The organism is Shinella lacus (assembly GCF_010994755.1).
Lineage (GTDB): Bacteria > Pseudomonadota > Alphaproteobacteria > Rhizobiales > Rhizobiaceae > Shinella > Shinella lacus.
Genome location: NZ_WHSB02000004.1, coordinates 272,524 through 295,271, shown reverse-complemented (window position 1 = coordinate 295,271; position 22,748 = coordinate 272,524). Strand labels below are relative to the sequence as shown.

Sequence of the window (22,748 nt, the reverse complement as noted above, 5' to 3'; positions counted from 1 at the left end):
GGATACCGCCAGCGGCATGCACGTCGCTCACGACGCGCGGATCAGGGGAGCCACGGCACCACGAGGGTTTCGACCTTCTTGTAGTTCGGGTTGTCGGAGCCGTTCGACAGGCGCTGAAGGTTCAGGATCTCGTCGGCCTTCTTCATGTTGCTCGGGCCGCAGACGAGAAGGTTGGGAACCACGCCGAGCGGCTTTCCGCCGTCGCGCTTGAACTGCATCATGGCGAGGTACGCCGCATCGAAATTCGCCGTGTCGAGCACAGCCTTGGAGCCGAAGGCCATCTGCCAGAAGCCGTAGCCGGCCGCACCTCGGGCGCGCGTGCCATAGCGGAACTCGTCGCGATTGAAGACATCGTCCGACGTCTCGGGGCTGTCCTTGATGATCAGCTCGGCCTTTTCGCGGTCCTGGTAGATAAACGGCTTCAGGCTGCGATTGGTGCAGAGCAGATACCAAGGTGCGGACGAACCCGCCTGCATATTGGAAACCGACTGCTCGACGCCGGCAGCGTCAACCACGGGATGGTCGGTATCGAAGAAGTACTGCCCGTCATAGCACTTCGAGGTGAAGCCCCCGGGCAAGGCCTCCTGATAGATGAGTTCTTCGGGTAGGCGCGCGGCGTTCTCGCCCATCATGGCGATGGCGGGGGTGTAGGTGCCGTACTGATCGTCGGAGATTGCATCGCGGATGACCGCGACGGTCTCTTCGTACTTCTTGTTCTTGAGCTGGTAGGCTTCGCTGTCGAGGTTCTTGACGAAACGTTCGCCAATCCACTCCCGCATGCCGGATGTCTGCTTCATCCAGCCATAGGTCTCGATCAGCGTCGACGACGGAATGACCGTGGTGATGCGCAGATAGGTCTGTTCGACCCCGGAAAAGGCATTGCGGAACGCCGTCTTGAAGCCGGTGTTCATGATCGAGAGGTTGGTCTTGTTGATGATCATCGGTCGGTTCTCGTGTTGGTGATGAAGGTTCCGGCCGATTAGCCGAAGGTGACCCAGACGCCGCCGGCATCGACGTCGTGGCACTTCCCGGCAACGGATTGGGTGTTGCCGCCGGCATTGGTCGCCGAGACGGTTTCGTCATCGACGATAAAGACGTCTTTGCCGATCGAGGCAGCCGTCACCGGATCGCCGGACGAATTCTTCAGGTAGAAGGTGCCGCGCCGGATCTTGACGCGGATGGCGTTCGCGGCGCCGCCGGAATTATCGGCCGTCTCCTGGGCGAGGCCGAGAGCGACGAGGCCGGTCGCGGTGCGACCAGGCGCGGCTACGCCCGCGTCGTTGACGGCAATGGTGCCCTGCCAGATGCGGGTCGCAGCCTTGACGCCGATCTCACGATCTTCGCCCTGGCGGGTGATGGTGTTGCGCGGTCCTGCGGCGGCCATGCGGAAAGTCCTTTCGAGGTGGCGCAGCTACCGGCGCCGTTGCGGGGTCAGGTTCGGCGGCGCTCAGGCGCCGTCGCGGGTTTTCTTGGCGTCCTCTTCGGAGATGCCCATGCGGCGCAGCACTTCGACCTCCTCGCGGGAGAAGGCCGCGCCCTTGCCGAGTTCAGCGGCGCGCGTCGTCGCGTCTTCGCCGGGCTTGACGATCGGCGACAGGCGGGAGAGGCGCTCCTGGTACTTCGTGACGCCGATCGCGCGGCACAGCTCCAGCTCGCTTTCCTTCACGGCCGGAATGACCTTGCCTTCAGCAATGGCGCCTTCGACGGCCGAGGTGACGGCGCGATCGGTATCGGCGTTCTTCAGGGTCTCGATCTCGGTCTTCTGCTGCGAGCACAGCTCGACAACAGCGTCATGATCCTTGCGGGCGACGAAGAGTTCCGGGTCCGGCTTCTCCGCCTTGCGGGTGAGCAGCTCGACGCTGGTCTTGTCAGCATTGATCTTGGAGAGGATTTCCGTCTCGGTGGCGTCTTCCTTCAGGCCGAGCGCAAGCGCGATGGTTTTCATGTCCTGGTCCTTTTCGGTTGGGTCGCGGCGCAACAGCGCCGGCAGAAAGAGGGCGGGGTCGTTGGTCAGCGCGACAGAGGAGATGCGCACGACGTTTCGGCTGGCGTCCGGATGCACGACGGGGGAAATGTAGCGATAGGCTTTGCCCTCGACGGCCTCACGGCCATCGCGGTTCCAGTCGACCTTGCCCCACAGGGCGCCCTCGCGGACCTCGATATCCTTCACCCAGGCAACGGCCGGCGCGGACAGGCCTTCCGGTGCGCGCAGGTGCGTGGCGTGCTCGTAGTCGACGGGCATGTCCTTGCGATCGGCGCGAAACGCGGTGACGACGGCGTCCGGCGTGCGGTTGGAAAAGGCGCGGCCGTCGCGGGCGACGATGTCACCAGCGGGGACGAGCAGAATCCAGTCCGGCGCGGTGGCGCTGTCGGGCAGGAGCTGCGAGCAGAGAATGGCGGCGAGTGCGTTTTGCATGCCGGCGAATAAACAACATCGCAGGGGCTTTTTGCCGGGTCCGAAATCGGACCGTCAATCGAGATCTTGGGGGAAAGACCGGTGGGCGTTGCGCGAACCGGCTGAAGGAAACCTAGCCATCACGGTCGGCAGGCGCAAGAGGGGCCGACCACGCAACAACACTGTCAGATTTAAAGCACTTTTAAAGGCCGTGGGCGCGCGATTGCCCCCTGGTCGCTGTCGTCGCCCGGCCGGAGTCGCTCCGCGCGTCCCACGCCGCCCTGACGATGACGGAACTGAAAGTTGAAAATGCCTGCGGGAAGGCGTATGTTGATGGTGCGCGCCGATTAGTGTGCTGTCCGTCTGAGGGCTGGGAGGGATCACGTCCTCCGCGCGCATCACTCCCCCTTCAATCGTTGTTCAACACGTCTCACCTGGTCGAGCCGATCGGGAGACGCGCTATGGAATGTGACCAGGCGCAGGAAGCCCGAGGCCATCTTGCGCACGGCGCCGACAAAGAAAGTCCCGTCGAGTTGCTTCCAGAACTGCCGGCTGCCGTCCGGCCGCTTGACCTTCTCGTCCTCGTCGACCATCGCCTGAAACTCGGCGAAGCGTCCCAGCTCCGTCATGGCGTGCTTTTCGGTCTTCACGCCGATGGCGCGGTTGCTCACCGAGATCAGCGTGCCGGTCGCGCCCAGCTCGGCCGCGAGATCCGGAGCGATGGCGACAGGAAGGTCGACCTGCTCGGCCATGCGCATGTAGGCTTCCGGCGCCCGGCTCTGCCAGAAATCTGCGATGACCTTCTTCGCTTCCGCGATCGGTGCTTGCTCTAGGCGCTGCGACAACGCGCTAACGAGGGTCTTCGCCCTGGCCTTGCCCGGATTGGTATGCCAGCCGGGGTCGATGCCCTCGGGGATCATGGAGACTTCGCCGGTGCGCTTGTTGCGGAACTCCTTCAGCTTGACCTCGGGTGCTCCTTCAGGCGCACCGATCTCGTTGGCTTCGAACTGTGTGATCTGGCGGAGCCGGCATTTGCAGCCCCACCCGTTGGGAGGATAGTGCGTATCCCAGAATGGATCGTCGACAGGAAGCACGGTCGGGCGATTGGCGATGGCCTCATGATGCGGGCGGTGCTGTTCGCTCGGGCCGAGCTCGTACACGAAATAGGGCAAGCCGCGCTTGGTGCGCTGGGCACGCTCCCACTGACCGGCGGCATAGGCCGACCTGGTGTTGGCCCAATAGATCGTTTGAAGGCGGCGCGGGCTTCCGAGCTGCACGATCTTCTGTTCGCCCGTCGCGGGGTCTACCATCGGCCTCTTGCCCCACCAGCCGAGCGCGACCAGGCGCGGTGTCAGCTCCTGGCGAAACTGCTCAAAGGGGATGCCGTCGCGTATAGCGCGCTCTATTTCCTGTCGTACCGTGCGGAGGACGTCCATTTCCATGGCCTTGGCCACGGTGAACTCATGGGCGTGCTCTTCGGCCCAGGTGTCGAGGTGGTGAAACGAAACCCGATAGCCTTTGCTCTCAACGTGTGCGATGGCCTCCGGGGGCGGGTTCCGGCGGCGAACGTTATCAGCCATCTTCGCGGCCGCCGCCCATAATGCGGGCAACAAAGGTTGCCGCCGCCAGGCGACCTCCCAGGCCGACATCTCCGGTAGTTACGTTTTCCAGCGCCTTAAGCAGGGAGGGAAAGTCAGTGGCCGCCGCCGTCGCTTTTCGGATGGCGTCCATCAGCGGAGAGAGCTGCTCTTCCCATTCCGCCGTCATTTCCTCGGCGAAACCTTCGGTTATATCGTCGGCGGCGATCGACATGGGCGATGCCGTCTTGTCGAACAGACGGCGCATGGCCTCGGCCGCATCCTTCGGCGTGGGCTCCTTCGGCGGCTCTTCCTTCTTCGTTCCGCCGAGCACCTCCTCGCCATCGACCGGATCGCGCCACCCGAGCTTCTCACGCACCGGCCCGGCCGGGACCGTGCCGCCCATTTCGACGAAGGTTTTCGTCGCGTCCATGAGCAGTTTGATGTCTTCCGGGTCAGGCACCGGGAACGTGACCTGAGGCGCGTCCACATGAGCGCCGTGGTTGAAAGCGACAAACGGATCGACCACGTCGCGCTGCACCGTCGCCGCCATGTCGTCGCCGTCAGCGCGCAGAATCAGCAAGCGAATATCGTCATGTACGTTCGCCTGGGCTTCAGATGAGCCATCATCCGACGTCATCGTCTGACCGAGGATCAGCTTTGCGAACTGGTCATCGAGATATTCGGCCATGCCCTTGAAGGCATTTTCCCCGGCATTGCCCGCCTTGGTCTCGATGAATTCCAGCAGCATGCTTTCCGGGATGATGCAGCCGCCGTCAGCCGCGACGTTCGCCACGGCCTTCAGGAGCGCACGCTTGTCTTCCTTCGAGGCGTTCGGCCCGTATTTGCCGATACGGAATGGCATGCCGTAGATTTCAAGAAACGACATCCAGTCCTTCAGGCTGAAGCTCTTCAGCATGAATATCCAGCAGGCCGTGCGCGCGAGGCCCTGGCGGATCGGCAGACCGGACAAGAGCGTCGGGATGTGCACTACATACTTTGCCTGGGGAAGTTCGACGCCCTCGAAGACGCCGTCATGGCGCAGCCGCAATTCTCGGCCGGTGATGCGGTCGAACTGGAAATGCCGCTGGTCGCGCTGGACGATGCGGGGCAACGACCAGAACGAGCCGTCCATCCGCCAGAGGTTTTCGGCCACCGCAAAGCCCTTGGCGATGCCATCGGCAAGGTGCATCATCGTGCTACGGAAGGCTGTCGTGTCGAGCATGCGCTGGACGCTGGCGGAAATTTCCTTGTCCTTCGCGCTCTTGCTGGCTGCCTCGACGACAGGTGCGAGGTTTCGAATCGCGAGTTTGCGCTGGGCGAGCGCCATCCGGTACTGCGGTTCGCGTTCCTCCATCTCCTCGGCAAGGGTGAGATAGTCGCGGAAATCGCCACCGGGATCGCCACTTTCCTTGAGGATGCGGGCTAACCGGGAAGGCGTGAGGCCGGACGCGACATTCTCATTCCAGAGCGAGCGAACGCCCGTCAGCGTGGGCGCGCTCTGCTCCTCGAGGAGCACCTGTTTTTGCGGAGCCTTGAGCGGATTTCCAAAACGGTCGAGCAGGGTCATTACCAAAGTCCTCCGCGCCCGAACGGCGAAGCGTCGTCGCTCCGATCGCGTTCGGACCAGTCGTCGTCGTCGATGTCGGATATCGGGGTGTAGGCATATTCCCGCCCCATGAAGCGGCTCGCGAAGTGAGCGAGCGCCAGCGCAATGGCGAAGTCGCCATGCCGCTTCTTGCCGGTCTCACCCGATCGAAGGTCAGGGACGCGCGGAACACCGGCGATCATCTTGACGAGGCGAAGATCGAGTAGGTGGTTGACGTTCTTCGAAATGGCGATCGCCGCATCTTCGAAGGCGACCTTCAGCGGCGGCATGTTGATGCGATACCAGTCCATGCTGAATTTGATGGACCAGATCATGCCGGCATCTTCTTCGCTCTCGCGGAAGCCGAAGATGCGGCCCATGTCTTCCGCGACCGTCCAGCCCATGCCGGTGGCGTCGAAGGCGGCGCCGATCAAGCGAGGTGCAGCTTTCAGAATCGTCCTGGTGATGAGTTTCTGCTCGTCACCTGGTACGCGGCGCAGTTCGACCGTCAGCGCGGTTTCGCGCTTGAGCACCTTGTCGATCGACAGGAGGGTGCCGACGGTGAGGTCGCCGACGCGGGCAAAGTCGAAGCCGAAAGCGTGCTGCTTCTCCGGGTCCAGAGCTCTCAGCGCCTCGCGCAGCTGCTCCATGAAGGGCGCCATAAGGGCAGCCTGCTCCAGCTTGGAGAGAAGCAGATAGTTATCGGGCAGGTCGAGCGTGAGCACGGGTGCGTCCGACGTCATCCGGGCTTCGATGAGCGGCGTGGTCAGCCAGGCGCCGGAGCCCTGGCTTGGCACGCAGTATAGTTCCTCGTCGGAAGCTTCGTCGTAAAATTCGATGAGTTCCTGCCGCCACTTTGCCTCCGCCTCGGGCGACCATTCAAGGCCATTGACGAGGCAGATGCGCTGATAGAGGCCATCATTCAGCGCATCGTCGAGGTCGATGCGCAGATGTTTGTATTTGAGGCGGCCGCCAAGAATATCCTGAATCTTGACGTTGAATTCGTTCTCGGCGCCGTTGTGGGTCGAGCAGACAACGACCTGGCCGCCCCAGGTGAGGAACGCAAGGCCGGCTTTCAGCAGTTCCTTCAGATTATCGACAAACGCCGCTTCGTCGATGATCAGGAGGCCATCCTTACCGCGAAGTGATCGCGGTGCAGATGAGAGGCCGACGACTTCAAAGCCGCTCGCGAACTTGATGCGGAACGCCTGGATAGACTGATTGCCCTCGGCGGTCTCATCCTTGAACAGGAATTCATCGACTTCCGAGGCCGCAAAGGAATAAGCCTTGGCCCACATGGCGCACGCGTCGATGAACTCGCGGGTCATCTCCTGCGAATAGGAGATATAAAGTGCGTCCTTACCGCCGGCCTTTTTGGCGCGCGCTGCGCGCAGCACGGCATAGGCGGCGAGCGCCCAGGTCTCGCCGATGCGCCGCGACTTCTCGATGAAAAGCACACGGCAGGCGGCGGTCTCCAGAAGCGCGATCGTCCGGCTTTGATAGCCGAGCAGCGCCTTGGGCAGGCCGAATTTCTCGATGATCTCAGGAATGACGTCGGTCGCCTGGCGGCGAGCTTCCGCCCACTGCTCCGGCGTGATGGCGACGGTCATGCCTTTTCAACCCCGAGGATCTTGGAAAGGATTTCCTGCGCGGTGTCGTCGGAAAGCCCCTTCGCCTTGGCGACGGTTTCGACCGCCTCCCGCGCCTGGCTGGCAATTTCCGCCTGGAGCTTCTGCCGGCGCTGCGTCGAGACATTCTCCGCCATGGAAAGGCGATAGAGCGCGGCGGCGGCCTGGTGCGCTTCCTTCGGCACGAATCCGTCGTCGGCCGCGTTCTCCATCATCTCGAAAATGATGGTCTTCAGGAGCCGGGTGGAAGCCTGCGTCAGCTTGTCGGCGTCTTCGCCATCAGTACGCGCGACCACGGCGTCGGCGATCATCTGGCTACGCTGAAGCCGATGCGTCACCTTCGCCAGGCGCAGGGCATGCCGGTTGAAGGACGAGAAATGCGGGATGTCGAAGGCAAGGCCGAGCTCGCCCTGCAGGGCAATCAGCTTCATGCGGAATTCGGCATAGATTTCCGTCTGGCTTTTCGGGGTGTTGGCAAGCTCTTGCGCCGCCCAGGCAACAATGGCTTCGCATTCCTCGGGCAACTGATCGATGGCGGATGGCCGGGGTCTCGTGTGCGGCGTCATGGCGGATTACTCCGCATCGCCGGGTGCCTGAACGCCGGCAAGCACCGTGCGCCGCTCGACATGGTCACGGCCACGGCGGGTGATTTCCGCCGAAGTTTCGGTGCCCTCCGTACGGGTGCGCACCGCGCCTACCTCGCTCTCAAGCCAGAGCAGCTGGTTGCGGATGTAATCCCGGCTCTTGCGGTAGGAGAACCGCTCAAGGCTCAACTGGATGAGGAACGTGTTGGTGGTGCCGCCAGATTTCGGGTCGGCCAAGTCCTTCAAGATGATCAGCCTGATGTTCTGATCTACCCAAGTCGCGTAGTCTTCTGTCAGCATTTCGCGCCCCTCAGGCTGCTTTGCTCATAAGGAAGTCCTCGACGCGCCTGGTCGCGCGCTCCGTGGCCTCCGACGATTTCACCATGGTCGACATCTGCCCCTTCATCTCGGTCAAATCGAGCTGGAGCTTGTGCACCGTCTCCTTGTCGGGCATGTGCCGCATCTCATCTTCCAGGCGCTGGATGCGCTTATCGTGGTCCGAGATCGTCACGGCGGCCCTCTTCGCGTCGGATTTGAGGAAGAGCACGACAGACGAGCCGACCGAGATCAGCAGTGCGATCAGGCCTAGCCAGTCCTTCAGGGGAGAGACGTCCATCATGGATTCCCTTCAACGGCAGCGACGGCCGCGACCGCAGCCGCCCGCCTAGTTTCACAGGTCGTCAGGGCCGCCCGATCGGCGCCCCAGTTGGTCGCAACCTCCCGCGAGGAAAGATCGCGGTCGGGAAGTTCGCGGGGATCGGCGCAGGGCTGACGGGCAACCTCGGGCAGCATGACGGGGCGCTGTTCGACACGCACGAGCGGCACGGGTTCAGTTCGGGAGCAGGCGGACGCGATCACGGCCGAGGCCGCAAGCATCGCCGAAAGGCAAGGCCGCATTCGCAATCTCCATGGTGGTGAGCTGTTCCTCGACGGCACGCACACGCGCGTTCGCTTCCGTCTCGATGGCCAATGCCGCCTTCGCCTGGTTGGCAATCTGGCGGTTTGCGTCCGCATTCGCGCGCTCAATCTGCGCCGACCAATGGGCGTCCCGGCTTTCGGTGGCCGCTTTTGCCGCCCGCCCGATCATGTCATCGAACTTGACCAGGATAAGCCATAAGACGAGCAGGCCGAAACAGAGCAGCGCTAACCCGGCGAGGACGGGAAGCGCTGCTTGACGAAACATCCCATCAATCACGATTCACCTCCCGGCTGATCGCGAGGCAAGTTGGAGGCGCGAAAATCCATGGAGCCGGAGATGCGATGGATGCCGAGCATGGCGGCGATCAACGCTACCATGGACGGGACGGCAATCGTGCCGAAGGCTACGGCCTCGGACCTGCCCAGCAACGCGCCGATGGCGCAGAGCAGGATGACGGTCCAGGCCAGAACCGACGAGTAAAGCAGATGCCGCTTGGAGGTCGAATAGGAGGGCTTTTCCGGGATCATCGTTCAGCGCTCATTCGAAGATGCGGGAACGCCTGCGGCCGTCAAGTAGACGCGGCCGGGACGCTCGGGCTCGCCGGTTCTCGGCCAGCGGGTATCGGAAAGCCGATCCTTCTCGATGCGGGAGATCCGCACGCTGTTGCCCTGGTTGCCGCCAAGGATATGGAAGTGGGTCTTGTCCTCGCCGACATAGATTCCGACATGGCCGCCGCCATCGCGAGTGAATGTCATGATCGCCCCGAGGGCAGGCGCGGCGAGCTGGCGGCCGAGTTTGTTGTACTGAAGGGCGCCGAGCGGATTTGCGGGCAAAGGTTCGCGTGGCAGCGTCAGGCCCAGCACATGCGCCATGAACAGCCCGCACCAGGCGATGTCGTCATCTTTGAAGAAGCTGGCGACCCAACCGCCGAGGCGCTTTGCCCAGTCCATGATCGTCGGATTACTGCCCTTGCCGACGACTTCGCGCACGCCGATTAGACGACGGGCTTCGCGCATCCAGACCGGTTCAGCCGGCAACTCCGGCGCTTTCTCATAGACGGTGAGGCCGCTGGCTTTGGTATTCGGTGCTTTGCGGAGCGCATTGACGGTGGCCCGATCGGCCACACCCGTGATGTCCAGATGTTCGCTCGCCTGGAACCGCTCAAGGGCGCGGTACATTTCCCGGCCGGGCACGCCATCCATTGCGCCGCCATAAGCGCCGTGCACGCGCAGACGTGCGATCAGCCATTCGTCGAAGTTCATGAAAGCCCCCAGGTCGGGACAGCCGGCGACGGCGGCTGTCGTGGGGGCACAATGCTATGGGGGTGGCGTGGGTCGAATGGTCCGATTTCGGACCGTCAGTCTTCGCTATTGCTGAAGAGGTCGTCTTGAGGAGCAGGTCGGCCGATCTTGCGGCGCTGATCGGTCACCGTCGATCGTGCCACGCCCAGAGCGCGTGTGATGCGGGCAATCGACCAGCCCTGCATCGTCATGTCCGTGATGGCACGGCGACGGCGGCGCATTTGTCCGCCGAGTGCAGGCGGGATGTCAAGGTAGCTGTCCGCATACCGCTTCACAAGCTTGCCCGCGGCCTCGTCGCCGACAAGCTCCACGAGCCAGTGACCGGGTTTAAGGTTTTTCGGGATGAAGATCCGGCAACACGCCTTTTCCCGCCCGAGCAATAGCGCCGCCCGATCGCCGGCAACGTCGGCGATTTCGTTCAGCAGGGGCGAGAACCAGGCGCGCTCGGGAAGCTGCTCACTCATTTGGCTATTCCATCGCCTCCATGCCGCAGCCGCCGTCGCATGCCATGCGCAGATGCTTGCGCGCGCCGACCAGGGCGAGATGAAGCTGACCGCCGCACCGGGAGCATTCCACGGTTCGGCGATCCTCGCCGGCCGCCACCATGTCCGCCTTCTGCATCAGGCAAACCAGCAGCACTTCGAAAATGTTGGCGTGGGCTTCCGGTATCTCGGTCATGCCTGACCTTTCGGCATCTTGCGGATGCGCTGGCCGAGCAGGTTCATGGCGTCGATCCACTGCTGGTCGGTCAGATCGCGGATCGTTTCGTCCAGGTCGAGCAGGTCCGTGACGACCTTCCAGAAATCCCGGCTGCCGTTCGGGCTGAGCTTTGCCCACTGCGCGCGGGCGATCTTATAGCCGTGGCGGGTCATCCAGTCCGGGCAAGGCTTGTGGTCCGTCCAGTCGACGCCATGGCGGGCAAGCATCGCTTTCATGGCTTCGATGACGGACTGGCCGTCGCTGTGCGCATGGATGAACCGCACGTCGTCGATGCCCTTGACCTGGTGGCCGAGCGCGAAGCTTTCGATGGCGCTATCGCGCCGATCGGCGATGACGCCGAGATTGTAAAGCGCGATCCAGAGCGCCCGCATCTTCGGAACATACTTCCCGGTGAAGGGGGATTTGCGGGTGCGGCCGTCGACACGCGGCGACTTGCGGGAGGCGTAACCCTCGTTCTCGAAGGTTTGCAGCACCTTCCACAGCTCGGGATCCGTCATCTCTTTCGTCGATGATTTGCCGACAATGGCCATACATTTGGCGCGGCGGGTGTCGTCGTCGAGGCCGGCCTGTTTGGCAGCGGCATGAATGCGTCCGACCAGGCTCATGGCTCGGCTCCTTCGGCTTCGGGTTTGCTCGGGGAAAATTGCGGCACGAAAATGCGGGCATAGACGAACTGGACGGTGCAGCCGTGTTCCTCGAAGGCCCGCCAGCGATCCGGGTCTTCTGGCGTGGCGATCGTCGCAATCGCCTCGGCCGGTGTCCGTCGATAGGTGTGCTCTATGATCGAGCCGCCCGGCGTCATGATCGCATAGCCCTGGGTGAAGGAAGGGGGGAAGAGACGCGACGTCAAAGCAGGCGCCCCCCACGGAAGCGGCGATGCGGGCCGCGTGCGAGGATCTCGCGAACCGATGCCATGAAGGCTTCGATCGCGAGAATTGCCGCCCGGTCTCCAACGGCGGTTCGAAGGGCAGGCAACAAATACGCCTGGCCATCGCGCTGAAGGCCGCCATGCTGGCGCAGGACGCGGCGAAGGCGATTGCCGTGCCCCGCGACAACGCCCATGGCGCCCTTCGGGACGCGGCGCGACACGCTGACTTTCCCTGTTCTCCAGCAAACGATGTGCGCCATTTCAGACCCACTCCCCGTAAAGAAGGATGTGGGCGACCTTCTTGGCCAGCCTCTTCATGCTGAATGAGGGGAAGAGGTCACCGTGAAGGATAAGCTCGCCATCGACTTTGCCGCGCGTGCCGATCGCGCGGAGCCTGGCCGACGCATCCGCCCAGTCCCGGCCCTCGATATGAACTGCAAAGGTTTGCTCGCCGACGCGATAGCTGCACGTAAACCAGGTGAGTTTGTCAGACACGGCCGGCTCCGCCCGTGTTTGTGGCGTAATCGAGGGCGTCCTCGCGCTGCTCTGTTGTGCCGTGCTGCAACATGACCGCAGCCATTTGATCTGCCGTCGCTTGCGAACCGTTGGCCGGATTGAAGTGCTCGGTCGTGCTTGGGGTCGGCTTGGGAATAATGGTCCCGTCGATCGCGATGCACACGATCGGCAGATTTCCAAGCTTGGCGGCATCCCAAGTTGCATGCGAAGCATCGCGGTAGGGTGGGTCGAAGTAATGCGCGCCACCCGGACCGATGCAGGGTTCCTGTGATGAGCCGCGCTTGGTGGAGCCGATCTCGATAACGATCGAATCCCGCACCTTCGCGTAGTTCTCATCTTCTCGGCGAATGTCGTACTCATTGAGTGCGATGCTCAACTCGTACTTGCAAACCCAGTCGCGGTAGCCGAATTCGTCGGCGGGCTTGTCTGTCGCTTCCCATCGCAGCTGAAGGCGCGTGTTGCTCATGGCTCGCCCCCGATCCTGGTTCTGGTGGTGCCGCCGAAATGTCGGCGGAAATCCCAATCGAAGAACGTGTAAAAATGTTCGCGCGCCGGCAGGGGGAGGTCGCTGTAGCGAGGCGCCGCGGGGCAAGACGAGCTGTTTTTGCGCTCGCTCGGATCGAGGTCCAGAAGCAACATCAGATCGTTTAGCTCCATGATCTCCGTTCCGAGATCCGGGCGCAGGTACATGAAGAGGCTTTTCCGATTTTCGGGAACCGGACTGCGCACGGCATATCTGGGATAATATCGGGTGCCGGCGCTATCGAACGGATCGGTAAAGACGATCGGGTTTTCGATAAGCCATTCCTCAAAGGGCGCGGAAACCGATCGCAACAACTTTTCGCGCCATGCCGGTGTGCCACGGTCGGAGATCGCGACGGACTTGCAGTAATGGTAGACGGACCACAGCCGCGCGACCGGCTCACGAAAGACGCCAACGCGTCTCCAGCGATCATAGCCGAAAGGAATGCCGTCTGCCTCCATGTGGCGATACGGACGGAAAGACATGGGATAATTTTTCGCGATCTGATCGGAAAGTGACGTGCTGCCAGTGCGCGGCGGCGTGATCAGGACCAGTTCTTTTTCGGGAATAATGATCATTCGACCGATCCCTTTGATGATGGGGCGGAGGCGTCGAGCTCTTTCAACACCTCGTCTGCCAGGCGCTCGAAATGATCCCGGTCTCGGTGGATTTCGATGGTGATCGATCCGAGGGCGCGGCATTCCGGGCAATTCTCGTAATCGGCCCGGAAATGCTCGCACATCGTAAGCACGCCGCGCTTCACCTCGTCGCGCTGGCGCACTTCGATCTCGTCGGGCGCGAGGAAGTCGAGCTCCAGCGGGTGGCAGAGGCCGGGCTGCTCGCAGCCATCGAATCGCACATGCACATAGTGCTTGTGTGTATCGGCCTCCTTCAGGATGGTCCCGAATTCACCGGTGACGCTATGCTCGACGCGCCCGCCGACGACGGGACGGACGCCGTAATAACGGAAGATGTATTCATACTGGCCCGTCATTCCGCACCCGCCTTGTCGCCAGCTTCGGCGACCACTTCTGCGTTGAGCGTCCAGGCCGCAATATGAGATGCGGCCGGGCAGATAGTGTGCGCAAAGATCTCGCGCTCGCCCTGGGCAGCGAACCGCGCGGAGCACTCAAAGGTGGCGATGACGATCATGCGCTCGTCGATCAGTTCCGTGCGCAGCGCGCCACACGCCGGGCACCGGGATTGAGCCAGCAGCTTTTTTGCGTGGTTTGAGGAAAGAAGGGCCATGGGAAGGGCCTCACGCTTTGGCTAGGTCGATCGTGATTGCTTCCCAAGCCGCTTCGAGGTTGCGGCGACTGTAGAAGCGGACATATTCCTTGGAGCCGGTGACGCGGATCGAGGCGCGAATGGCTTCCATAGCGCGCTTCCAACGCTCCTCCTCAATCTCCAGCCGCAGAAGCATGAACAGCTCTGATTTGTTGATCTGGCCTTCGCGATCGGTATTGAACGCGCGCGCGACGATCGACTGAATTTCCGGCCGGCTTTCGGCCGACCATTCCGTGAGGCATTCGTCGATAAGGCTCTTGGCGATCTGGAGTTCAGGGCCGAATTCGATGCGGTCGGAAACCTGCACGCGAACCTGCATCAGGCCGTCATAACTCTGATATGTGCGGTTCCCCTTCTTCCCGCCGATCTTCGCCCCATATTCCTGTGCGAGCAGCGCGTCGAAGCTACACAGGTCACCCATCGTGTGATCGCGAAAGCGGGAAATCCTGCCGTTGAGGTCGGCGGCAAAGCCGATGATTTTGCGGACGAGCTCGTCCTGAAGCTTGTCGGCCGGCGCGACGTTGGTCAGCGGGATCGCCTGACCTTTGCCGTCGATCATGCATTCGCGGCCTTTAACAATGACGATGCCGGTGCCCGGCTGTTCCTCGTAATTGATGGCGTCCATGATTTAAAGTCCTTTCAAAGGTCGGTTAAGGCGGGGGAGAGAGCGGTCTGGTCGAGCACGTCGGTTTCGCCGAGAAGCCGGCTGCATTCGGCGGCGTAGTGGGTGACGCCGAAACAAAGCGCCCGGATCTCCTCCATCGAGGGGAGCACGTCGCGGAAGGCAGAGGAGAGGATGCGTTCCGCTACATCGAGCGGATCGATGTCGTTGAAGCACTGGCGCACACGATCGGCGCTTTGCCCGGCCTCTGCCAACAGGGTGACAGCGTCGACCAGTGCCCGATAATTGGTGGCAACCTGCGGATCGGTTTCCAGCGCTGCCGTGATCTTGGAGACGCCGTGCGAGACGGTCGCATGATCGCGACCGCCCATGAATCGCCCGATCGCGGAATAAGAATGCGTCGTCAGGCGGCTCGCCAGCGTCCAGGCCATATGCCGGGGCAGAACGGTCCCCGCATCCCGGCGCCGCGAATAGAGCTGAAGCACCGGCACGGAATAGGCGGACGAGACGGCCTCGGTGATAAGGCGGCAAGTGATCATGGCTTGCCCCCGAAATCCGGTCGAATGACATTGTCGCCGGGCAAGGTTTCCGCTGCAGCCTTCAACTCGCTCGTCACGACCTGGCGAAGTTCACGGGCCGCTTCCAAATGGCGCAACGCACCTATCTCGCGCTCCTGGAGGATGGCCAGATGGCGAAGCGTGCGAATGACCTTCAGCAGGTTGCGCACATCCGCGCCGCCGATGACGATTGTTTCGTCATCGGCAATCTTGCGGTGAGGAGCGAAGGTGTCAGAAAGCATCTGAAGCCCATCGCTCAAGTTCAATGTCTGGGCCCGGCGCATCAGAGATCCTCGACGTCGCGGTTGCGCCAGGCGGCTTCCAAATGCTTCTTCTCAAGCTCCGGCGCCGGCCGGCCGGCTGCGAAGCACGCAATCTTGATGGTGCGGTCGATCTGCCGAAGCGCGCCGCCCTTCATGCCGATCCCGAACAGGAACCGGGTGCAGGAAGCATCCAGGATGCCCCATTGCTCGATAAAGGCGCGCACGTCATCCTCCCGGCCGGGGTCGCGCTTGAGGTTCTTGTCGATCCGACTGACGATCTGGTCACGGCTTGCCGCGTTCGGACCGTCCTGGCTGATGCGGCGACGGATGCCGGAATTGCCGACGAGCGCCACGCCGCAGTCGTACTTGTCCGAGAAATGCCGGAACTGGTTGACCGCCCGGCCATCGGCATGCTGGGCCTCGTCGATGATCAGGAGCGAATTGCCGCTGCGCTTTAACCGCTCGCCAAGCACCTCAACGACTTCGCCCTGGTTGAAGACACGCACGCCGAACTGGCGTGCCAGCATGTTCATCGCGCCGGTCACGGTCGTGGCCTTCTCGTGCAACGTGACCATGTGAACGTGCGGCTTCGCGCGGCGGTAGGCTTCGCAGGCGACCGTCTTGCCGCGCCCTGCATCGAGAGTGACGGTCACGAAACCGGCAATGGTCTGCGCAAGCAGCAGGGTCTTGTGGATTTCGGCCGAGGCATTCGACGGAAAGAAATCCGGCGATCTCGGAAGGGTAGAGGTCAGGCTGGCGGCGTCTTCGACCGCGTCCAACCAGCGGGCGATCGTGACGTTCGCGTTTTCAAGGATGCCGTCGAGCGTGCCGGACATCCACAGCGAAAACGAGCTATCGGCCATGCCGATGCGCTTGCTGGTTTCGGACTTCGTCCAGCTATTTTTCGAGGCGATATCGACGACGCGGCTTCGGAGGTCGCGCCAGGCGCCTACCTCGTCGGCGGGGTGCTTCGCCAGAAACTTCGCCGAAGGCTCCAGTTCGGGCCAACGGGCGCTCATGCTTGTGCTTACGTTCATGTTCATTACAATGGTTCCTTGTGGAGTGCCCATAGGGGCTATTGTCGCGGCCGGGTTGTCCCCGGCCGCTTTTTTGTCAGGAACCGTACTCACTACTTTTCGGCTCTATGCTTCCGCCCGGCGACTGATGCCGGAGGGAATGGGATGATCGAGCTGTCGCCCGAAATCTTGGAAAGGGTCGCGGTAATGCCGGCCTCGAACTCCTCGTCGGACATCACGTCGTCGTCGGCCTCGATGGCGAGGTTGCCGGTGACCAGGCGCGTGACGGCCGGGCGGATTTTCCGCTTCGGCGCGGGCGTGTCTTCGACGCTGTAGAGGTCGGCCAGCTCGTCGGCGGAGAACTTGCGCTCCATGTCGAGGAGGGTCTTCTTGCTCTTCAGCCAGGCCTTGCGGTTCCGGTTGTGGATGTTCGCGGCTTCAACGTCGCGGAACTTGCCCTTTTCGGTGCAGGGTGCCGAGCAGATGAGGTGGCCGTCGGGGGCGTAAACCTTGATCGGCTCGTGCAGCGCGTCGGGATCGAAGCGGATTTTGACCTTCCGCCCGGCCCATTCGATGAGCGCATCCGACCAATAGACGTTCTTCTCGTAGTGGATATCGCCTCGGCCCTTGCGGGCGTGCAGCACCTTTTCGGCCAGCAGCCAGAAATCCCGTTGCGCCTGGGTCGCCTGGCGAATGATCGTCGAGGGGTGGCGGAAGCTCGCCTCGAACGTCTCGTCGAAGCTCCTGCCCTTGGCGGTCTCTGACTTCCGGCCGGTGCGGGCGTTGTGTTCGGCGATGCGCTCGGCAACATGCTGCTGCAACACGTCGAGCTGGACGGCGCGCTTGCGATAGTTCTCGGGCTTTTCGTTGGTGTTGCGGCCGGTGTAGCAGCCGGACATGGCGGGATGCTTCGAGATCTCCTCGGCGAGATCCTTCCAGGCGCGCTCGATCGGCTTCGATTGGCCCGCATAGGGCCTCGTGAAATGCGGCTCGGACCCGAAATTCACAAGGATGCCAGCAACTTCGTCCTCGTCGATGCCAAACCGATTCACCTTCTTCGGCTTCTTTCTGAAGCGGTTGCGGTGCGTGGCGCGTCCTGAGATCGCCTCGCTGGCGAAGGCGCGGCCATTATCCATGTAGAAGTGTTCGGGAATGCCGAAGTCCTCGATCATGTCGCCGATGCAGGCGCGCACCACGTCCCATGTCTCGGCGGAGGCAAGGCGCCATGACAGGATCTTGCCAGAGAAAATGTCCTGGATGCCGAGCAGGATGACGCGAACAGGGTTCTTGGCATTCCAGGGCGCCCATACGAAAAGGTCGAGCTGGTGGCCATCCGTGTTGACGATCTCCAGCGCGTGCAGGTGATCCTTCGTGCGCACCTGCGGCGGATAGAGCTGCTCGGCCTTCTTCTTGCCGAGGCGGGCATAGACCTGCACGGCCTTCTCCACCTCGGCATCGAGGCGGCGGCGCAAGGCGCGCTCGGACGGGATTGGCGACCAATTCTTTTTCTTTGCCGCTGCTTCCATCCGGCGATAGCACGCCGAGAAGCCGGAGCCCTCCGGTCGAAGATAATCCGACTTCAGAGCCGCCCAGGCATCCGGGTGGCAATCGGCGCGGTTTTCGTGAACGAGGCCGTCTTCCGTGTACTTGGGGGCAAGCGCGGGGAGCCAGTCTTCCTGGTCAATGCCCTTCAGCCGGGCGCGCCACTCGTAATAGGTCGAAGACGAAACGCCGTGACGGTCAAGCACGCGGGTGAGGGCGGCTTCGACGCTGGCGCTGTCACAGGAGATGAGGCGCGCCGCAAGGGCCTTCTCCGCATCCATGATGACGTTGAGACGCGCGTGGCAGATCGCGCGGTGATCGTCGGTCATCGCCTCGAAGGCGACCCAATGGAGACGTTTCCGCTTCTCGCGGCTTTCAGCGCGGGCGGCTTCCTCGCCCGCGATGACGGCGAGCTTCAATTGTGCAGAGCGCGGCAGCAGCGTGACATGGTATTCGTAGCCGCCGCCGCGACGATCGAGCTTGCGCACCCGCTCGACGTCGCTCTTCCATCCGCAACGGTTCGCCATGTCGTGGATGCCGCGTTCTGTGGTCGGCAGGCCCGGCAGGCGCAGCTCGGCCAGCATGGGGATCGTGAACCACTCGCCGCTCATTTGCGCCCCCGCCGAATGGTGACGGGGGTGGCCTGGAGCACCTTCAGCTCGGCCGTGAGCGCGCGGCGCTCCTGCTGGATACGGGCGATTTCGGCAAGGCGCGCTTCGTCGCCTTCGAGCAGCAGCAAGCCGTCATCGGAAACGATGGTGTCCCATAGCCAGGTGGCGCCGGTGGCGCGGACGAAGGCCTTGAACCGCACCAGGCTGATATCGTGGGCCGCTGCACTCTCGGCCGTATAGGCGTCGAGCGTGGCCTTGGAGACGCCAGCGACCGCGAGATAATCTGCCATGCGCGCGGCGATCGTCGGGCGATCGAAGGGGCATTCGCGAATGGCGCGGGCCATGTCGCGCTTCAGGCGGGCGCGGAACCGGTCGATATCGATCCGGTCGGCGGCGGCGCGGACGGGAAAAAGCTGCTCTTTCCAGAAGTCGAGCTGGGAGGGGTCGCGCTTCGTCATGCCGCCACCGCCTCGCGCCGGGCTTCGTCCATCATGTCGCCGAGCGCCGTACCCGAGATATCGAGCGGATCGATACCGGCATGCACGAGGAACTCGTAACGGGTCTGCTCGTCGGCCTCGTCCCAGGCGGCGGTCAGCTTCTTCAGCAGCGCGGCCTGCAGGTCGATCGGCGGCGCGGCCGGCTTGTCGGCACCGAGCACTTTGCGGACATCCGGCTCAATCTTGAGGCCGGCTGCGATCCCGGCCTGTTTGGCCTCGGGAAGGCCGGCGAGCTTCAAGAGAAGCTTCTGGTCGTTTTCCGCATCGGTACCGCGTACAGCGTTGCGAAGGGCGGGATGCAGTTTCAGCCCGATCCGCGAGGCGTATTCATATGTCCGCTGGCCGAAACCGAAGCGGTCTTTGATGCGGTCCGAGATCTCGCGCCCGGGCGTGAAAATCAAACCGCAATCGTTGCGGTTTGATTTTCTATCGCCTCCACGACCGATTTTGCCGAACTTCTCCTCATAGAGTTCCCGGAACTTCGCGACGAATATGCCGCGATCGAGAGCGGTCAGATCGTTGCGATACAGGTTCTCCGAGATCTCGATTAGCTGCGCCTCTTCGGCATCGGCCGATACAACGATGACGTCGATCTCTTCCCACTTGTTCAGCTTGGCGCCGAACAGGCGGTGCCCACCAGCGATCAACGTCCACGGTGTCGTTCCGCCATTGGCGGCCGGCGTCGAGCGCACGGTCAGCGGATTAATGAGCCCGCGATCGGCCATGGAGGCGGCGATTGCGGTTGCAACCTCTTCGTCGACGGGGCGAGCGCGCTCGCCGACGAAGATGGAGGAAACGGGGATGGTCTTAAAGGATGCCATCAGGCGACCTCGTCATAGGGCTGCTCGTCGTCGGTCATGCGCAGGAACAGGAGCACCCGCGCGCGTTCGGCCATGGTCTGGTAGTGCTGGGCAAAGCGGTCATGCGCGATGCGGGCATCAACGGTGCGGATTGCACGGTTGATCGCCTCGCGGGAGCGGTCCTCCATCTCGACCACGCGGCGCTTCGGCCAGGCGAATTCGCGGATGACCAGGTGCATGGCGATCTGCCGGGCAAGCGCTGCGTCGAACCATTCGTGCGGCGGGTCGACGATGTCGCGGATCGCAAGGTGCGGGAAACCCTCCCGCACCGCGCAAAGGCAGGCATGAACCGTCGCTTCATAGACCTGCTTCTGGTCGTATCGGTTCAGCATGCGACCCTGCTTTCCATCTCGTCAGCAAGGGCGCGAAGCTGGCCGGCAACGATCGCCTCGGCCTTCCGGCGCACCTCGGCGTGAAGCTGGACGATGGTTTCCTCAACCATACGGTCGCGGATGGCATGGAGCTGCGATGCCATCACATCCGTGGGCGTGCGCATCTCCGGCGAAGCCGCCGCGAGGAAGCTCTGAGGGGTGAGGGGCACGAAGGCGTCTGCGGCCAGGGCCTCCGGCTGCACCAGAACTTGGGCCTCACTCGCTGCCGGCTGGGCGTCGACGATCGAGGGCACCTTCGGCTCGGCTGCCACCCTCGGCGGTCGCCCTTTCCGTTTGACGGGCTCTTCCGGCGCCGGCTGCGCAATCGCGTCAGGCTCGACGATCTGGCGGGCCGGCCGGTCGACCTGGCCAGCGCGCACGGCCTTGGCATAGGCCACAAAGCCGCGCCATGAAGGTTCCATGTGCCCGATGGCACGCATGGCGTCGAAGAAGGCTTCAAACGCCTTTTCGTCCGCGTCGTCGGGGTCGGCTCCGGCGGTCTGGATCGCGTCCCAAGCTGCTGCAAGCGCCGGCATCGCGCCTTCCGGCAGGTTCTCGAAATAGCCAGGCGTCGGCGCCAGCGGGCTGACCGGCGTGGCAATGCCGGCCGATATCTCCGGCCGGCCCGCCATGCCGATTTTAACGGCGGCGAGCCACTGCACCACCAGCTTCCGTGCCGGCGGCGCAACCCCCGCAGAGTTCAGGCGGGAAATGAAATTGGAATAGAGGATCGGCAGGCTGTAGCCGGGCTCCTGCGCCTCATCGTAAAGGCGCTGCACGGCCGGGATGGCCCTGACATCAAGGTCAGAAAAGAAGGGGATCACGTCGTTCATTGTGCGTTTTCCTTCGGGGTGGTTTTGACGATCGCCTGCGCAAGTTCGCGCTGCATGTGCAGGGCGAACACGTCGAGCAGCTTGGCGTTCTGGTCGCTGTCGGGGCTGGAGAGCAGGCTCATGGCCATTTCGCCGGGCGAGTAGGGAATGTTCATGGCCTCGCCCCAGCCCTTGGCCTCGGCGGTCAGCCATTCCTTGATGGCCTCGGCGACGATCTGGTTTTCCAACTCGACGCTGTCGGGGCTGTAGCCGCCGTCGATCATTGCCTGTTGCAGGCTGACCGCCATCGCGACGATCCGGTAGGCCGTACGCGCCTTCGCAGCGGCCGAAGACAAGCCGCCCGCCAGATCGTTGGCAATTTCGGCCAGCTCCGTTTGCACGTCGCGAACCCAAACCGCCCACTCGTCGACGGAGGGGCCGGCGATATCGACGGCGCGAAGCTCGGTGCAGAAGAGATTGTAGCTGAAATCGGTGGTCTGCGAGCCGAGCTCCTGGTGCCGGATACGCTCGATGGCGCGGCGTACCACCGGAATGGCGCGCGGCGGTATCCGGTCGAAGAAGGGGATTACTGCAGCATTTACCAGTGCGATCATTGGAGGCCTCCTGAGACCTGGTTGAGCAGGCTGATCAGCGAGGCGGCGAGGCCGAGGAACGCGGTACTGAAAATCAACACGGTCTGCGCCGCCGTGCAGAGCGGCCGGCGGGCGGGGATGAAAAGCGGGTGCGGCATGTCGATTTCGCTCTGTCGTTTCGACATTGGCGAAGCTCCGAAAATGCGGGAGGGTGAGGACAAGGAACGGAAATGGAGACCAGAGATGACCGACCGGATGACAGCAGATGAAATGCTGGTGGCGCGGATCAATGCGATGGAGCGGCGCATCGCGCAGCTGGAAGGCTGGACCGGGGCCGACGAAGACGGGGCCACGGAAGACGGCGAGGTTTCAGTGGCCGAGCAGCTGCTGGCGCAGGATTCGATCATCACGAACCTGCTGCGATATCTGGAAGTCGTCGCGCCAGGCTTCTCGGTGGCCGAACTGCGGGGCAAAATCCTTCGGATGGAGAAGGAGCATTTCGAGCAAATCATCAAGACGCAAGGGATGCCGAAATCCCAAGCCCGCCGGCTGTACGAGAGATCGTGCCGGATCATTGTGGATCACCTTCCGATGTCCCGTCATGACGAGCCTGCCAAAGATCAACGCCGATCTCCTCAGCTAACTCTTGTGGGCGCAGCGCCAAAAAATGACGATGAGCCGCCTGCGCAGCCTTGAGGTACGCGCGGCGATCTCTTGCGTGTTGGCGGGCCGCATCAATGTCGGTGACGCGGCCAGTCATGCCGCTGCTCCGCAGGACATGCCATCCGCTGGCGTCTGACGGCGCGCATAGCGATAGTTCTCGGCCGGCTGCGGGCTCTTGCGCGTGCCGTCAGCGTGATAGCGAGAGAACCAGAGATGCTCGGGGCGCCGCCCGAGCGCGGCGGCAATCGCCCGTTCGCCGGCAACATGCGGCTCGTGGACCGCATTGCCTGCGGTGCCACGGGGTAGCCGGTAATCCTCGTCGATCTGCGCGAGCGTCAGTTCTTTGCGGGCAAGCAGGTCGCGGATGCGGCCCACCTCTTTCAGACGGCGCGACTTGGCGCGCTCAAGCTTGCCGGTCTCATCGGCACGGTGCAT

Annotated in this window: 35 protein-coding genes; 1 reads left to right on the top strand and 34 read right to left on the bottom strand. The window is 62.9% G+C overall.

Translation table 11 applies throughout. The features are described from left to right. Window positions 1-41: 41 nt before the first annotated feature. From GB927_RS12840 to GB927_RS12680, 33 genes are all read right to left on the bottom strand, one after another. Entirely contained in the window at window positions 42-941 is a 900-nt protein-coding gene (locus tag GB927_RS12840; protein ID WP_256117367.1) for a Mu-like prophage major head subunit gpT family protein, read from the bottom strand. Window positions 942-979: 38 nt separating this feature from the next. Then, on the bottom strand, window positions 980-1,384 hold the full coding sequence (locus GB927_RS12835) for a hypothetical protein (protein ID WP_256117365.1): 405 nt from the start codon (window positions 1,382-1,384) through the stop codon (window positions 980-982). Window positions 1,385-1,447: 63 nt separating this feature from the next. Next, complete coding sequence (locus GB927_RS12830; protein WP_256117364.1) at window positions 1,448-2,416, bottom strand: phage protease; 969 nt, start codon at window positions 2,414-2,416, stop codon at window positions 1,448-1,450. Between the two features lie 377 nt (window positions 2,417-2,793). Then, window positions 2,794-3,975, bottom strand: coding sequence for a phage head morphogenesis protein (locus GB927_RS12825; protein ID WP_256117362.1), 1,182 nt, complete (start codon window positions 3,973-3,975; stop codon window positions 2,794-2,796). Beyond that, window positions 3,968-5,542, bottom strand: a complete 1,575-nt coding sequence (locus GB927_RS12820; RefSeq protein WP_256117361.1) for a DUF935 domain-containing protein — start codon at window positions 5,540-5,542, stop codon at window positions 3,968-3,970. Before GB927_RS12820 ends, GB927_RS12825 begins: the two co-directional genes overlap by 8 nt. After that, window positions 5,542-7,170 carry a terminase large subunit domain-containing protein gene (locus GB927_RS12815; RefSeq protein ID WP_256117360.1) on the bottom strand — a complete coding sequence of 543 codons (1,629 nt, stop codon included), beginning with the start codon at window positions 7,168-7,170 and terminating at the stop codon, window positions 5,542-5,544. Before GB927_RS12815 ends, GB927_RS12820 begins: the two co-directional genes overlap by 1 nt. After that, window positions 7,167-7,754: a DUF3486 family protein gene (locus tag GB927_RS12810; protein WP_256117359.1), complete on the bottom strand. Its 588-nt coding sequence runs from the start codon at window positions 7,752-7,754 to the stop codon at window positions 7,167-7,169. Before GB927_RS12810 ends, GB927_RS12815 begins: the two co-directional genes overlap by 4 nt. Window positions 7,755-7,760: 6 nt before the next feature. Next, window positions 7,761-8,072, bottom strand: a complete 312-nt coding sequence (locus GB927_RS12805; RefSeq protein ID WP_256117358.1) for a VpaChn25_0724 family phage protein — start codon at window positions 8,070-8,072, stop codon at window positions 7,761-7,763. Between the two features lie 10 nt (window positions 8,073-8,082). Further along, window positions 8,083-8,388 carry a DUF2730 family protein gene (locus GB927_RS12800; protein WP_256117357.1) on the bottom strand — a complete coding sequence of 102 codons (306 nt, stop codon included), beginning with the start codon at window positions 8,386-8,388 and terminating at the stop codon, window positions 8,083-8,085. Between the two features lie 213 nt (window positions 8,389-8,601). Continuing rightward, a complete protein-coding gene (locus GB927_RS12795; RefSeq protein ID WP_256117356.1) occupies window positions 8,602-8,955 on the bottom strand; it encodes a hypothetical protein in 354 nt (117 codons plus the stop codon). A gap of 8 nt (window positions 8,956-8,963) precedes the next feature. Beyond that, complete coding sequence (locus GB927_RS12790; protein WP_256117354.1) at window positions 8,964-9,218, bottom strand: NAD(P)+ transhydrogenase beta chain; 255 nt, start codon at window positions 9,216-9,218, stop codon at window positions 8,964-8,966. A 3-nt stretch (window positions 9,219-9,221) separates the two neighbouring features. Next, window positions 9,222-9,953 carry an NlpC/P60 family protein gene (locus tag GB927_RS12785; RefSeq protein ID WP_256117353.1) on the bottom strand — a complete coding sequence of 244 codons (732 nt, stop codon included), beginning with the start codon at window positions 9,951-9,953 and terminating at the stop codon, window positions 9,222-9,224. A gap of 95 nt (window positions 9,954-10,048) precedes the next feature. Further along, window positions 10,049-10,456: a hypothetical protein gene (locus tag GB927_RS12780; RefSeq protein WP_256117352.1), complete on the bottom strand. Its 408-nt coding sequence runs from the start codon at window positions 10,454-10,456 to the stop codon at window positions 10,049-10,051. Window positions 10,457-10,460: 4 nt separating this feature from the next. After that, complete coding sequence (locus GB927_RS12775) at window positions 10,461-10,670, bottom strand: hypothetical protein (protein WP_256117351.1); 210 nt, start codon at window positions 10,668-10,670, stop codon at window positions 10,461-10,463. Next, window positions 10,667-11,317 carry a regulatory protein GemA gene (locus GB927_RS12770; protein ID WP_256117350.1) on the bottom strand — a complete coding sequence of 217 codons (651 nt, stop codon included), beginning with the start codon at window positions 11,315-11,317 and terminating at the stop codon, window positions 10,667-10,669. The genes GB927_RS12775 and GB927_RS12770 overlap by 4 nt, the downstream gene beginning before the upstream one ends. Next, window positions 11,314-11,562 (bottom strand): hypothetical protein, encoded by a 249-nt coding sequence (locus GB927_RS12765; RefSeq protein ID WP_256117349.1) that lies wholly within the window; start codon window positions 11,560-11,562, stop codon window positions 11,314-11,316. The genes GB927_RS12770 and GB927_RS12765 overlap by 4 nt, the downstream gene beginning before the upstream one ends. After that, on the bottom strand, window positions 11,559-11,801 hold the full coding sequence (locus GB927_RS12760; RefSeq protein ID WP_256117348.1) for a hypothetical protein: 243 nt from the start codon (window positions 11,799-11,801) through the stop codon (window positions 11,559-11,561). The genes GB927_RS12765 and GB927_RS12760 overlap by 4 nt, the downstream gene beginning before the upstream one ends. Before the next feature lie 40 nt (window positions 11,802-11,841). After that, entirely contained in the window at window positions 11,842-12,075 is a 234-nt protein-coding gene (locus GB927_RS12755) for a hypothetical protein (protein ID WP_256117347.1), read from the bottom strand. After that, entirely contained in the window at window positions 12,068-12,562 is a 495-nt protein-coding gene (locus GB927_RS12750) for a hypothetical protein (protein WP_256117346.1), read from the bottom strand. The genes GB927_RS12755 and GB927_RS12750 overlap by 8 nt, the downstream gene beginning before the upstream one ends. After that, complete coding sequence (locus GB927_RS12745) at window positions 12,559-13,197, bottom strand: hypothetical protein (RefSeq protein ID WP_256117345.1); 639 nt, start codon at window positions 13,195-13,197, stop codon at window positions 12,559-12,561. The genes GB927_RS12750 and GB927_RS12745 overlap by 4 nt, the downstream gene beginning before the upstream one ends. Continuing rightward, window positions 13,194-13,613, bottom strand: coding sequence for a hypothetical protein (locus tag GB927_RS12740; RefSeq protein ID WP_256117344.1), 420 nt, complete (start codon window positions 13,611-13,613; stop codon window positions 13,194-13,196). Before GB927_RS12740 ends, GB927_RS12745 begins: the two co-directional genes overlap by 4 nt. Then, window positions 13,610-13,867 (bottom strand): hypothetical protein, encoded by a 258-nt coding sequence (locus GB927_RS12735; protein ID WP_256117343.1) that lies wholly within the window; start codon window positions 13,865-13,867, stop codon window positions 13,610-13,612. The genes GB927_RS12740 and GB927_RS12735 overlap by 4 nt, the downstream gene beginning before the upstream one ends. Before the next feature lie 10 nt (window positions 13,868-13,877). After that, entirely contained in the window at window positions 13,878-14,531 is a 654-nt protein-coding gene (locus GB927_RS12730; RefSeq protein WP_256117342.1) for a DUF3164 family protein, read from the bottom strand. 14 nt (window positions 14,532-14,545) lie between these two features. Continuing rightward, window positions 14,546-15,067, bottom strand: a complete 522-nt coding sequence (locus GB927_RS12725; RefSeq protein ID WP_256117341.1) for a helix-turn-helix domain-containing protein — start codon at window positions 15,065-15,067, stop codon at window positions 14,546-14,548. After that, window positions 15,064-15,369: a hypothetical protein gene (locus GB927_RS12720; RefSeq protein ID WP_256117339.1), complete on the bottom strand. Its 306-nt coding sequence runs from the start codon at window positions 15,367-15,369 to the stop codon at window positions 15,064-15,066. Before GB927_RS12720 ends, GB927_RS12725 begins: the two co-directional genes overlap by 4 nt. Beyond that, complete coding sequence (locus tag GB927_RS12715; protein ID WP_256117338.1) at window positions 15,369-16,391, bottom strand: AAA family ATPase; 1,023 nt, start codon at window positions 16,389-16,391, stop codon at window positions 15,369-15,371. The genes GB927_RS12720 and GB927_RS12715 overlap by 1 nt, the downstream gene beginning before the upstream one ends. 86 nt (window positions 16,392-16,477) lie before the next feature. Continuing rightward, on the bottom strand, window positions 16,478-18,517 hold the full coding sequence (locus GB927_RS12710) for a transposase domain-containing protein (protein ID WP_256117337.1): 2,040 nt from the start codon (window positions 18,515-18,517) through the stop codon (window positions 16,478-16,480). Continuing rightward, on the bottom strand, window positions 18,514-18,975 hold the full coding sequence (locus GB927_RS12705) for a hypothetical protein (protein WP_256117336.1): 462 nt from the start codon (window positions 18,973-18,975) through the stop codon (window positions 18,514-18,516). Before GB927_RS12705 ends, GB927_RS12710 begins: the two co-directional genes overlap by 4 nt. Next, on the bottom strand, window positions 18,972-19,835 hold the full coding sequence (locus tag GB927_RS12700) for a ParB N-terminal domain-containing protein (RefSeq protein WP_256117335.1): 864 nt from the start codon (window positions 19,833-19,835) through the stop codon (window positions 18,972-18,974). The genes GB927_RS12705 and GB927_RS12700 overlap by 4 nt, the downstream gene beginning before the upstream one ends. Then, window positions 19,835-20,206 carry a hypothetical protein gene (locus GB927_RS12695; protein WP_256117334.1) on the bottom strand — a complete coding sequence of 124 codons (372 nt, stop codon included), beginning with the start codon at window positions 20,204-20,206 and terminating at the stop codon, window positions 19,835-19,837. Before GB927_RS12695 ends, GB927_RS12700 begins: the two co-directional genes overlap by 1 nt. Next, window positions 20,200-21,078 (bottom strand): hypothetical protein, encoded by an 879-nt coding sequence (locus tag GB927_RS12690; RefSeq protein WP_256117333.1) that lies wholly within the window; start codon window positions 21,076-21,078, stop codon window positions 20,200-20,202. The genes GB927_RS12695 and GB927_RS12690 overlap by 7 nt, the downstream gene beginning before the upstream one ends. Next, window positions 21,075-21,671 carry a hypothetical protein gene (locus tag GB927_RS12685; RefSeq protein WP_256117332.1) on the bottom strand — a complete coding sequence of 199 codons (597 nt, stop codon included), beginning with the start codon at window positions 21,669-21,671 and terminating at the stop codon, window positions 21,075-21,077. The genes GB927_RS12690 and GB927_RS12685 overlap by 4 nt, the downstream gene beginning before the upstream one ends. Continuing rightward, entirely contained in the window at window positions 21,668-21,835 is a 168-nt protein-coding gene (locus tag GB927_RS12680; protein WP_256117331.1) for a hypothetical protein, read from the bottom strand. The genes GB927_RS12685 and GB927_RS12680 overlap by 4 nt, the downstream gene beginning before the upstream one ends. 58 nt (window positions 21,836-21,893) lie before the next feature. Here GB927_RS12680 and GB927_RS12675 point away from each other — a divergent pair, with 58 nt between their 5' ends. Continuing rightward, window positions 21,894-22,346 carry a hypothetical protein gene (locus tag GB927_RS12675; protein ID WP_256117330.1) on the top strand — a complete coding sequence of 151 codons (453 nt, stop codon included), beginning with the start codon at window positions 21,894-21,896 and terminating at the stop codon, window positions 22,344-22,346. 60 nt (window positions 22,347-22,406) lie between these two features. Here the strand turns inward: GB927_RS12675 and GB927_RS12670 are convergent, their stop codons facing one another. Then, the gene (locus GB927_RS12670) at window positions 22,407-22,748 is read right to left on the bottom strand and encodes a helix-turn-helix domain-containing protein (protein WP_256117329.1); all 342 of its coding nucleotides are present in this window, start codon (window positions 22,746-22,748) and stop codon (window positions 22,407-22,409) included.

Excerpts from the sequence above, each read along its gene's own strand:
- GB927_RS12685 (WP_256117332.1), bottom strand. The coding sequence starts at position 21,671 with ATGATCGCACTGGTAAATGCTGCAGTAATCCCCTTCTTCGACCGGATA.
- GB927_RS12720 (WP_256117339.1), bottom strand. The coding sequence starts at position 15,369 with ATGCGCCGGGCCCAGACATTGAACTTGAGCGATGGGCTTCAGATGCTT.
- GB927_RS12840 (WP_256117367.1), bottom strand. The coding sequence starts at position 941 with ATGATCATCAACAAGACCAACCTCTCGATCATGAACACCGGCTTCAAG.
- GB927_RS12810 (WP_256117359.1), bottom strand. The coding sequence starts at position 7,754 with ATGACGCCGCACACGAGACCCCGGCCATCCGCCATCGATCAGTTGCCC.
- GB927_RS12800 (WP_256117357.1), bottom strand. The coding sequence starts at position 8,388 with ATGGACGTCTCTCCCCTGAAGGACTGGCTAGGCCTGATCGCACTGCTG.
- GB927_RS12735 (WP_256117343.1), bottom strand. The coding sequence starts at position 13,867 with ATGGCCCTTCTTTCCTCAAACCACGCAAAAAAGCTGCTGGCTCAATCC.
- GB927_RS12740 (WP_256117344.1), bottom strand. The coding sequence starts at position 13,613 with ATGACGGGCCAGTATGAATACATCTTCCGTTATTACGGCGTCCGTCCC.
- GB927_RS12700 (WP_256117335.1), bottom strand. The coding sequence starts at position 19,835 with ATGGCATCCTTTAAGACCATCCCCGTTTCCTCCATCTTCGTCGGCGAG.
- GB927_RS12770 (WP_256117350.1), bottom strand. The coding sequence starts at position 11,317 with ATGAGCCTGGTCGGACGCATTCATGCCGCTGCCAAACAGGCCGGCCTC.
- GB927_RS12710 (WP_256117337.1), bottom strand. The coding sequence starts at position 18,517 with ATGAGCGGCGAGTGGTTCACGATCCCCATGCTGGCCGAGCTGCGCCTG.
- GB927_RS12705 (WP_256117336.1), bottom strand. The coding sequence starts at position 18,975 with ATGACGAAGCGCGACCCCTCCCAGCTCGACTTCTGGAAAGAGCAGCTT.
- GB927_RS12775 (WP_256117351.1), bottom strand. The coding sequence starts at position 10,670 with ATGACCGAGATACCGGAAGCCCACGCCAACATTTTCGAAGTGCTGCTG.
- GB927_RS12825 (WP_256117362.1), bottom strand. The coding sequence starts at position 3,975 with ATGGCTGATAACGTTCGCCGCCGGAACCCGCCCCCGGAGGCCATCGCA.
- GB927_RS12780 (WP_256117352.1), bottom strand. The coding sequence starts at position 10,456 with ATGAGTGAGCAGCTTCCCGAGCGCGCCTGGTTCTCGCCCCTGCTGAAC.
- GB927_RS12815 (WP_256117360.1), bottom strand. The coding sequence starts at position 7,170 with ATGACCGTCGCCATCACGCCGGAGCAGTGGGCGGAAGCTCGCCGCCAG.
- GB927_RS12670 (WP_256117329.1), bottom strand. The coding sequence starts at position 22,748 with ATGCACCGTGCCGATGAGACCGGCAAGCTTGAGCGCGCCAAGTCGCGC.
- GB927_RS12690 (WP_256117333.1), bottom strand. The coding sequence starts at position 21,078 with ATGAACGACGTGATCCCCTTCTTTTCTGACCTTGATGTCAGGGCCATC.
- GB927_RS12715 (WP_256117338.1), bottom strand. The coding sequence starts at position 16,391 with ATGAACATGAACGTAAGCACAAGCATGAGCGCCCGTTGGCCCGAACTG.
- GB927_RS12695 (WP_256117334.1), bottom strand. The coding sequence starts at position 20,206 with ATGCTGAACCGATACGACCAGAAGCAGGTCTATGAAGCGACGGTTCAT.
- GB927_RS12725 (WP_256117341.1), bottom strand. The coding sequence starts at position 15,067 with ATGATCACTTGCCGCCTTATCACCGAGGCCGTCTCGTCCGCCTATTCC.
- GB927_RS12820 (WP_256117361.1), bottom strand. The coding sequence starts at position 5,542 with ATGACCCTGCTCGACCGTTTTGGAAATCCGCTCAAGGCTCCGCAAAAA.
- GB927_RS12835 (WP_256117365.1), bottom strand. The coding sequence starts at position 1,384 with ATGGCCGCCGCAGGACCGCGCAACACCATCACCCGCCAGGGCGAAGAT.
- GB927_RS12805 (WP_256117358.1), bottom strand. The coding sequence starts at position 8,072 with ATGCTGACAGAAGACTACGCGACTTGGGTAGATCAGAACATCAGGCTG.
- GB927_RS12790 (WP_256117354.1), bottom strand. The coding sequence starts at position 9,218 with ATGATCCCGGAAAAGCCCTCCTATTCGACCTCCAAGCGGCATCTGCTT.
- GB927_RS12750 (WP_256117346.1), bottom strand. The coding sequence starts at position 12,562 with ATGAGCAACACGCGCCTTCAGCTGCGATGGGAAGCGACAGACAAGCCC.
- GB927_RS12745 (WP_256117345.1), bottom strand. The coding sequence starts at position 13,197 with ATGATCATTATTCCCGAAAAAGAACTGGTCCTGATCACGCCGCCGCGC.
- GB927_RS12730 (WP_256117342.1), bottom strand. The coding sequence starts at position 14,531 with ATGGACGCCATCAATTACGAGGAACAGCCGGGCACCGGCATCGTCATT.
- GB927_RS12680 (WP_256117331.1), bottom strand. The coding sequence starts at position 21,835 with ATGTCGAAACGACAGAGCGAAATCGACATGCCGCACCCGCTTTTCATC.
- GB927_RS12785 (WP_256117353.1), bottom strand. The coding sequence starts at position 9,953 with ATGAACTTCGACGAATGGCTGATCGCACGTCTGCGCGTGCACGGCGCT.
- GB927_RS12795 (WP_256117356.1), bottom strand. The coding sequence starts at position 8,955 with ATGTTTCGTCAAGCAGCGCTTCCCGTCCTCGCCGGGTTAGCGCTGCTC.
- GB927_RS12675 (WP_256117330.1), top strand. The coding sequence starts at position 21,894 with ATGACCGACCGGATGACAGCAGATGAAATGCTGGTGGCGCGGATCAAT.
- GB927_RS12830 (WP_256117364.1), bottom strand. The coding sequence starts at position 2,416 with ATGCAAAACGCACTCGCCGCCATTCTCTGCTCGCAGCTCCTGCCCGAC.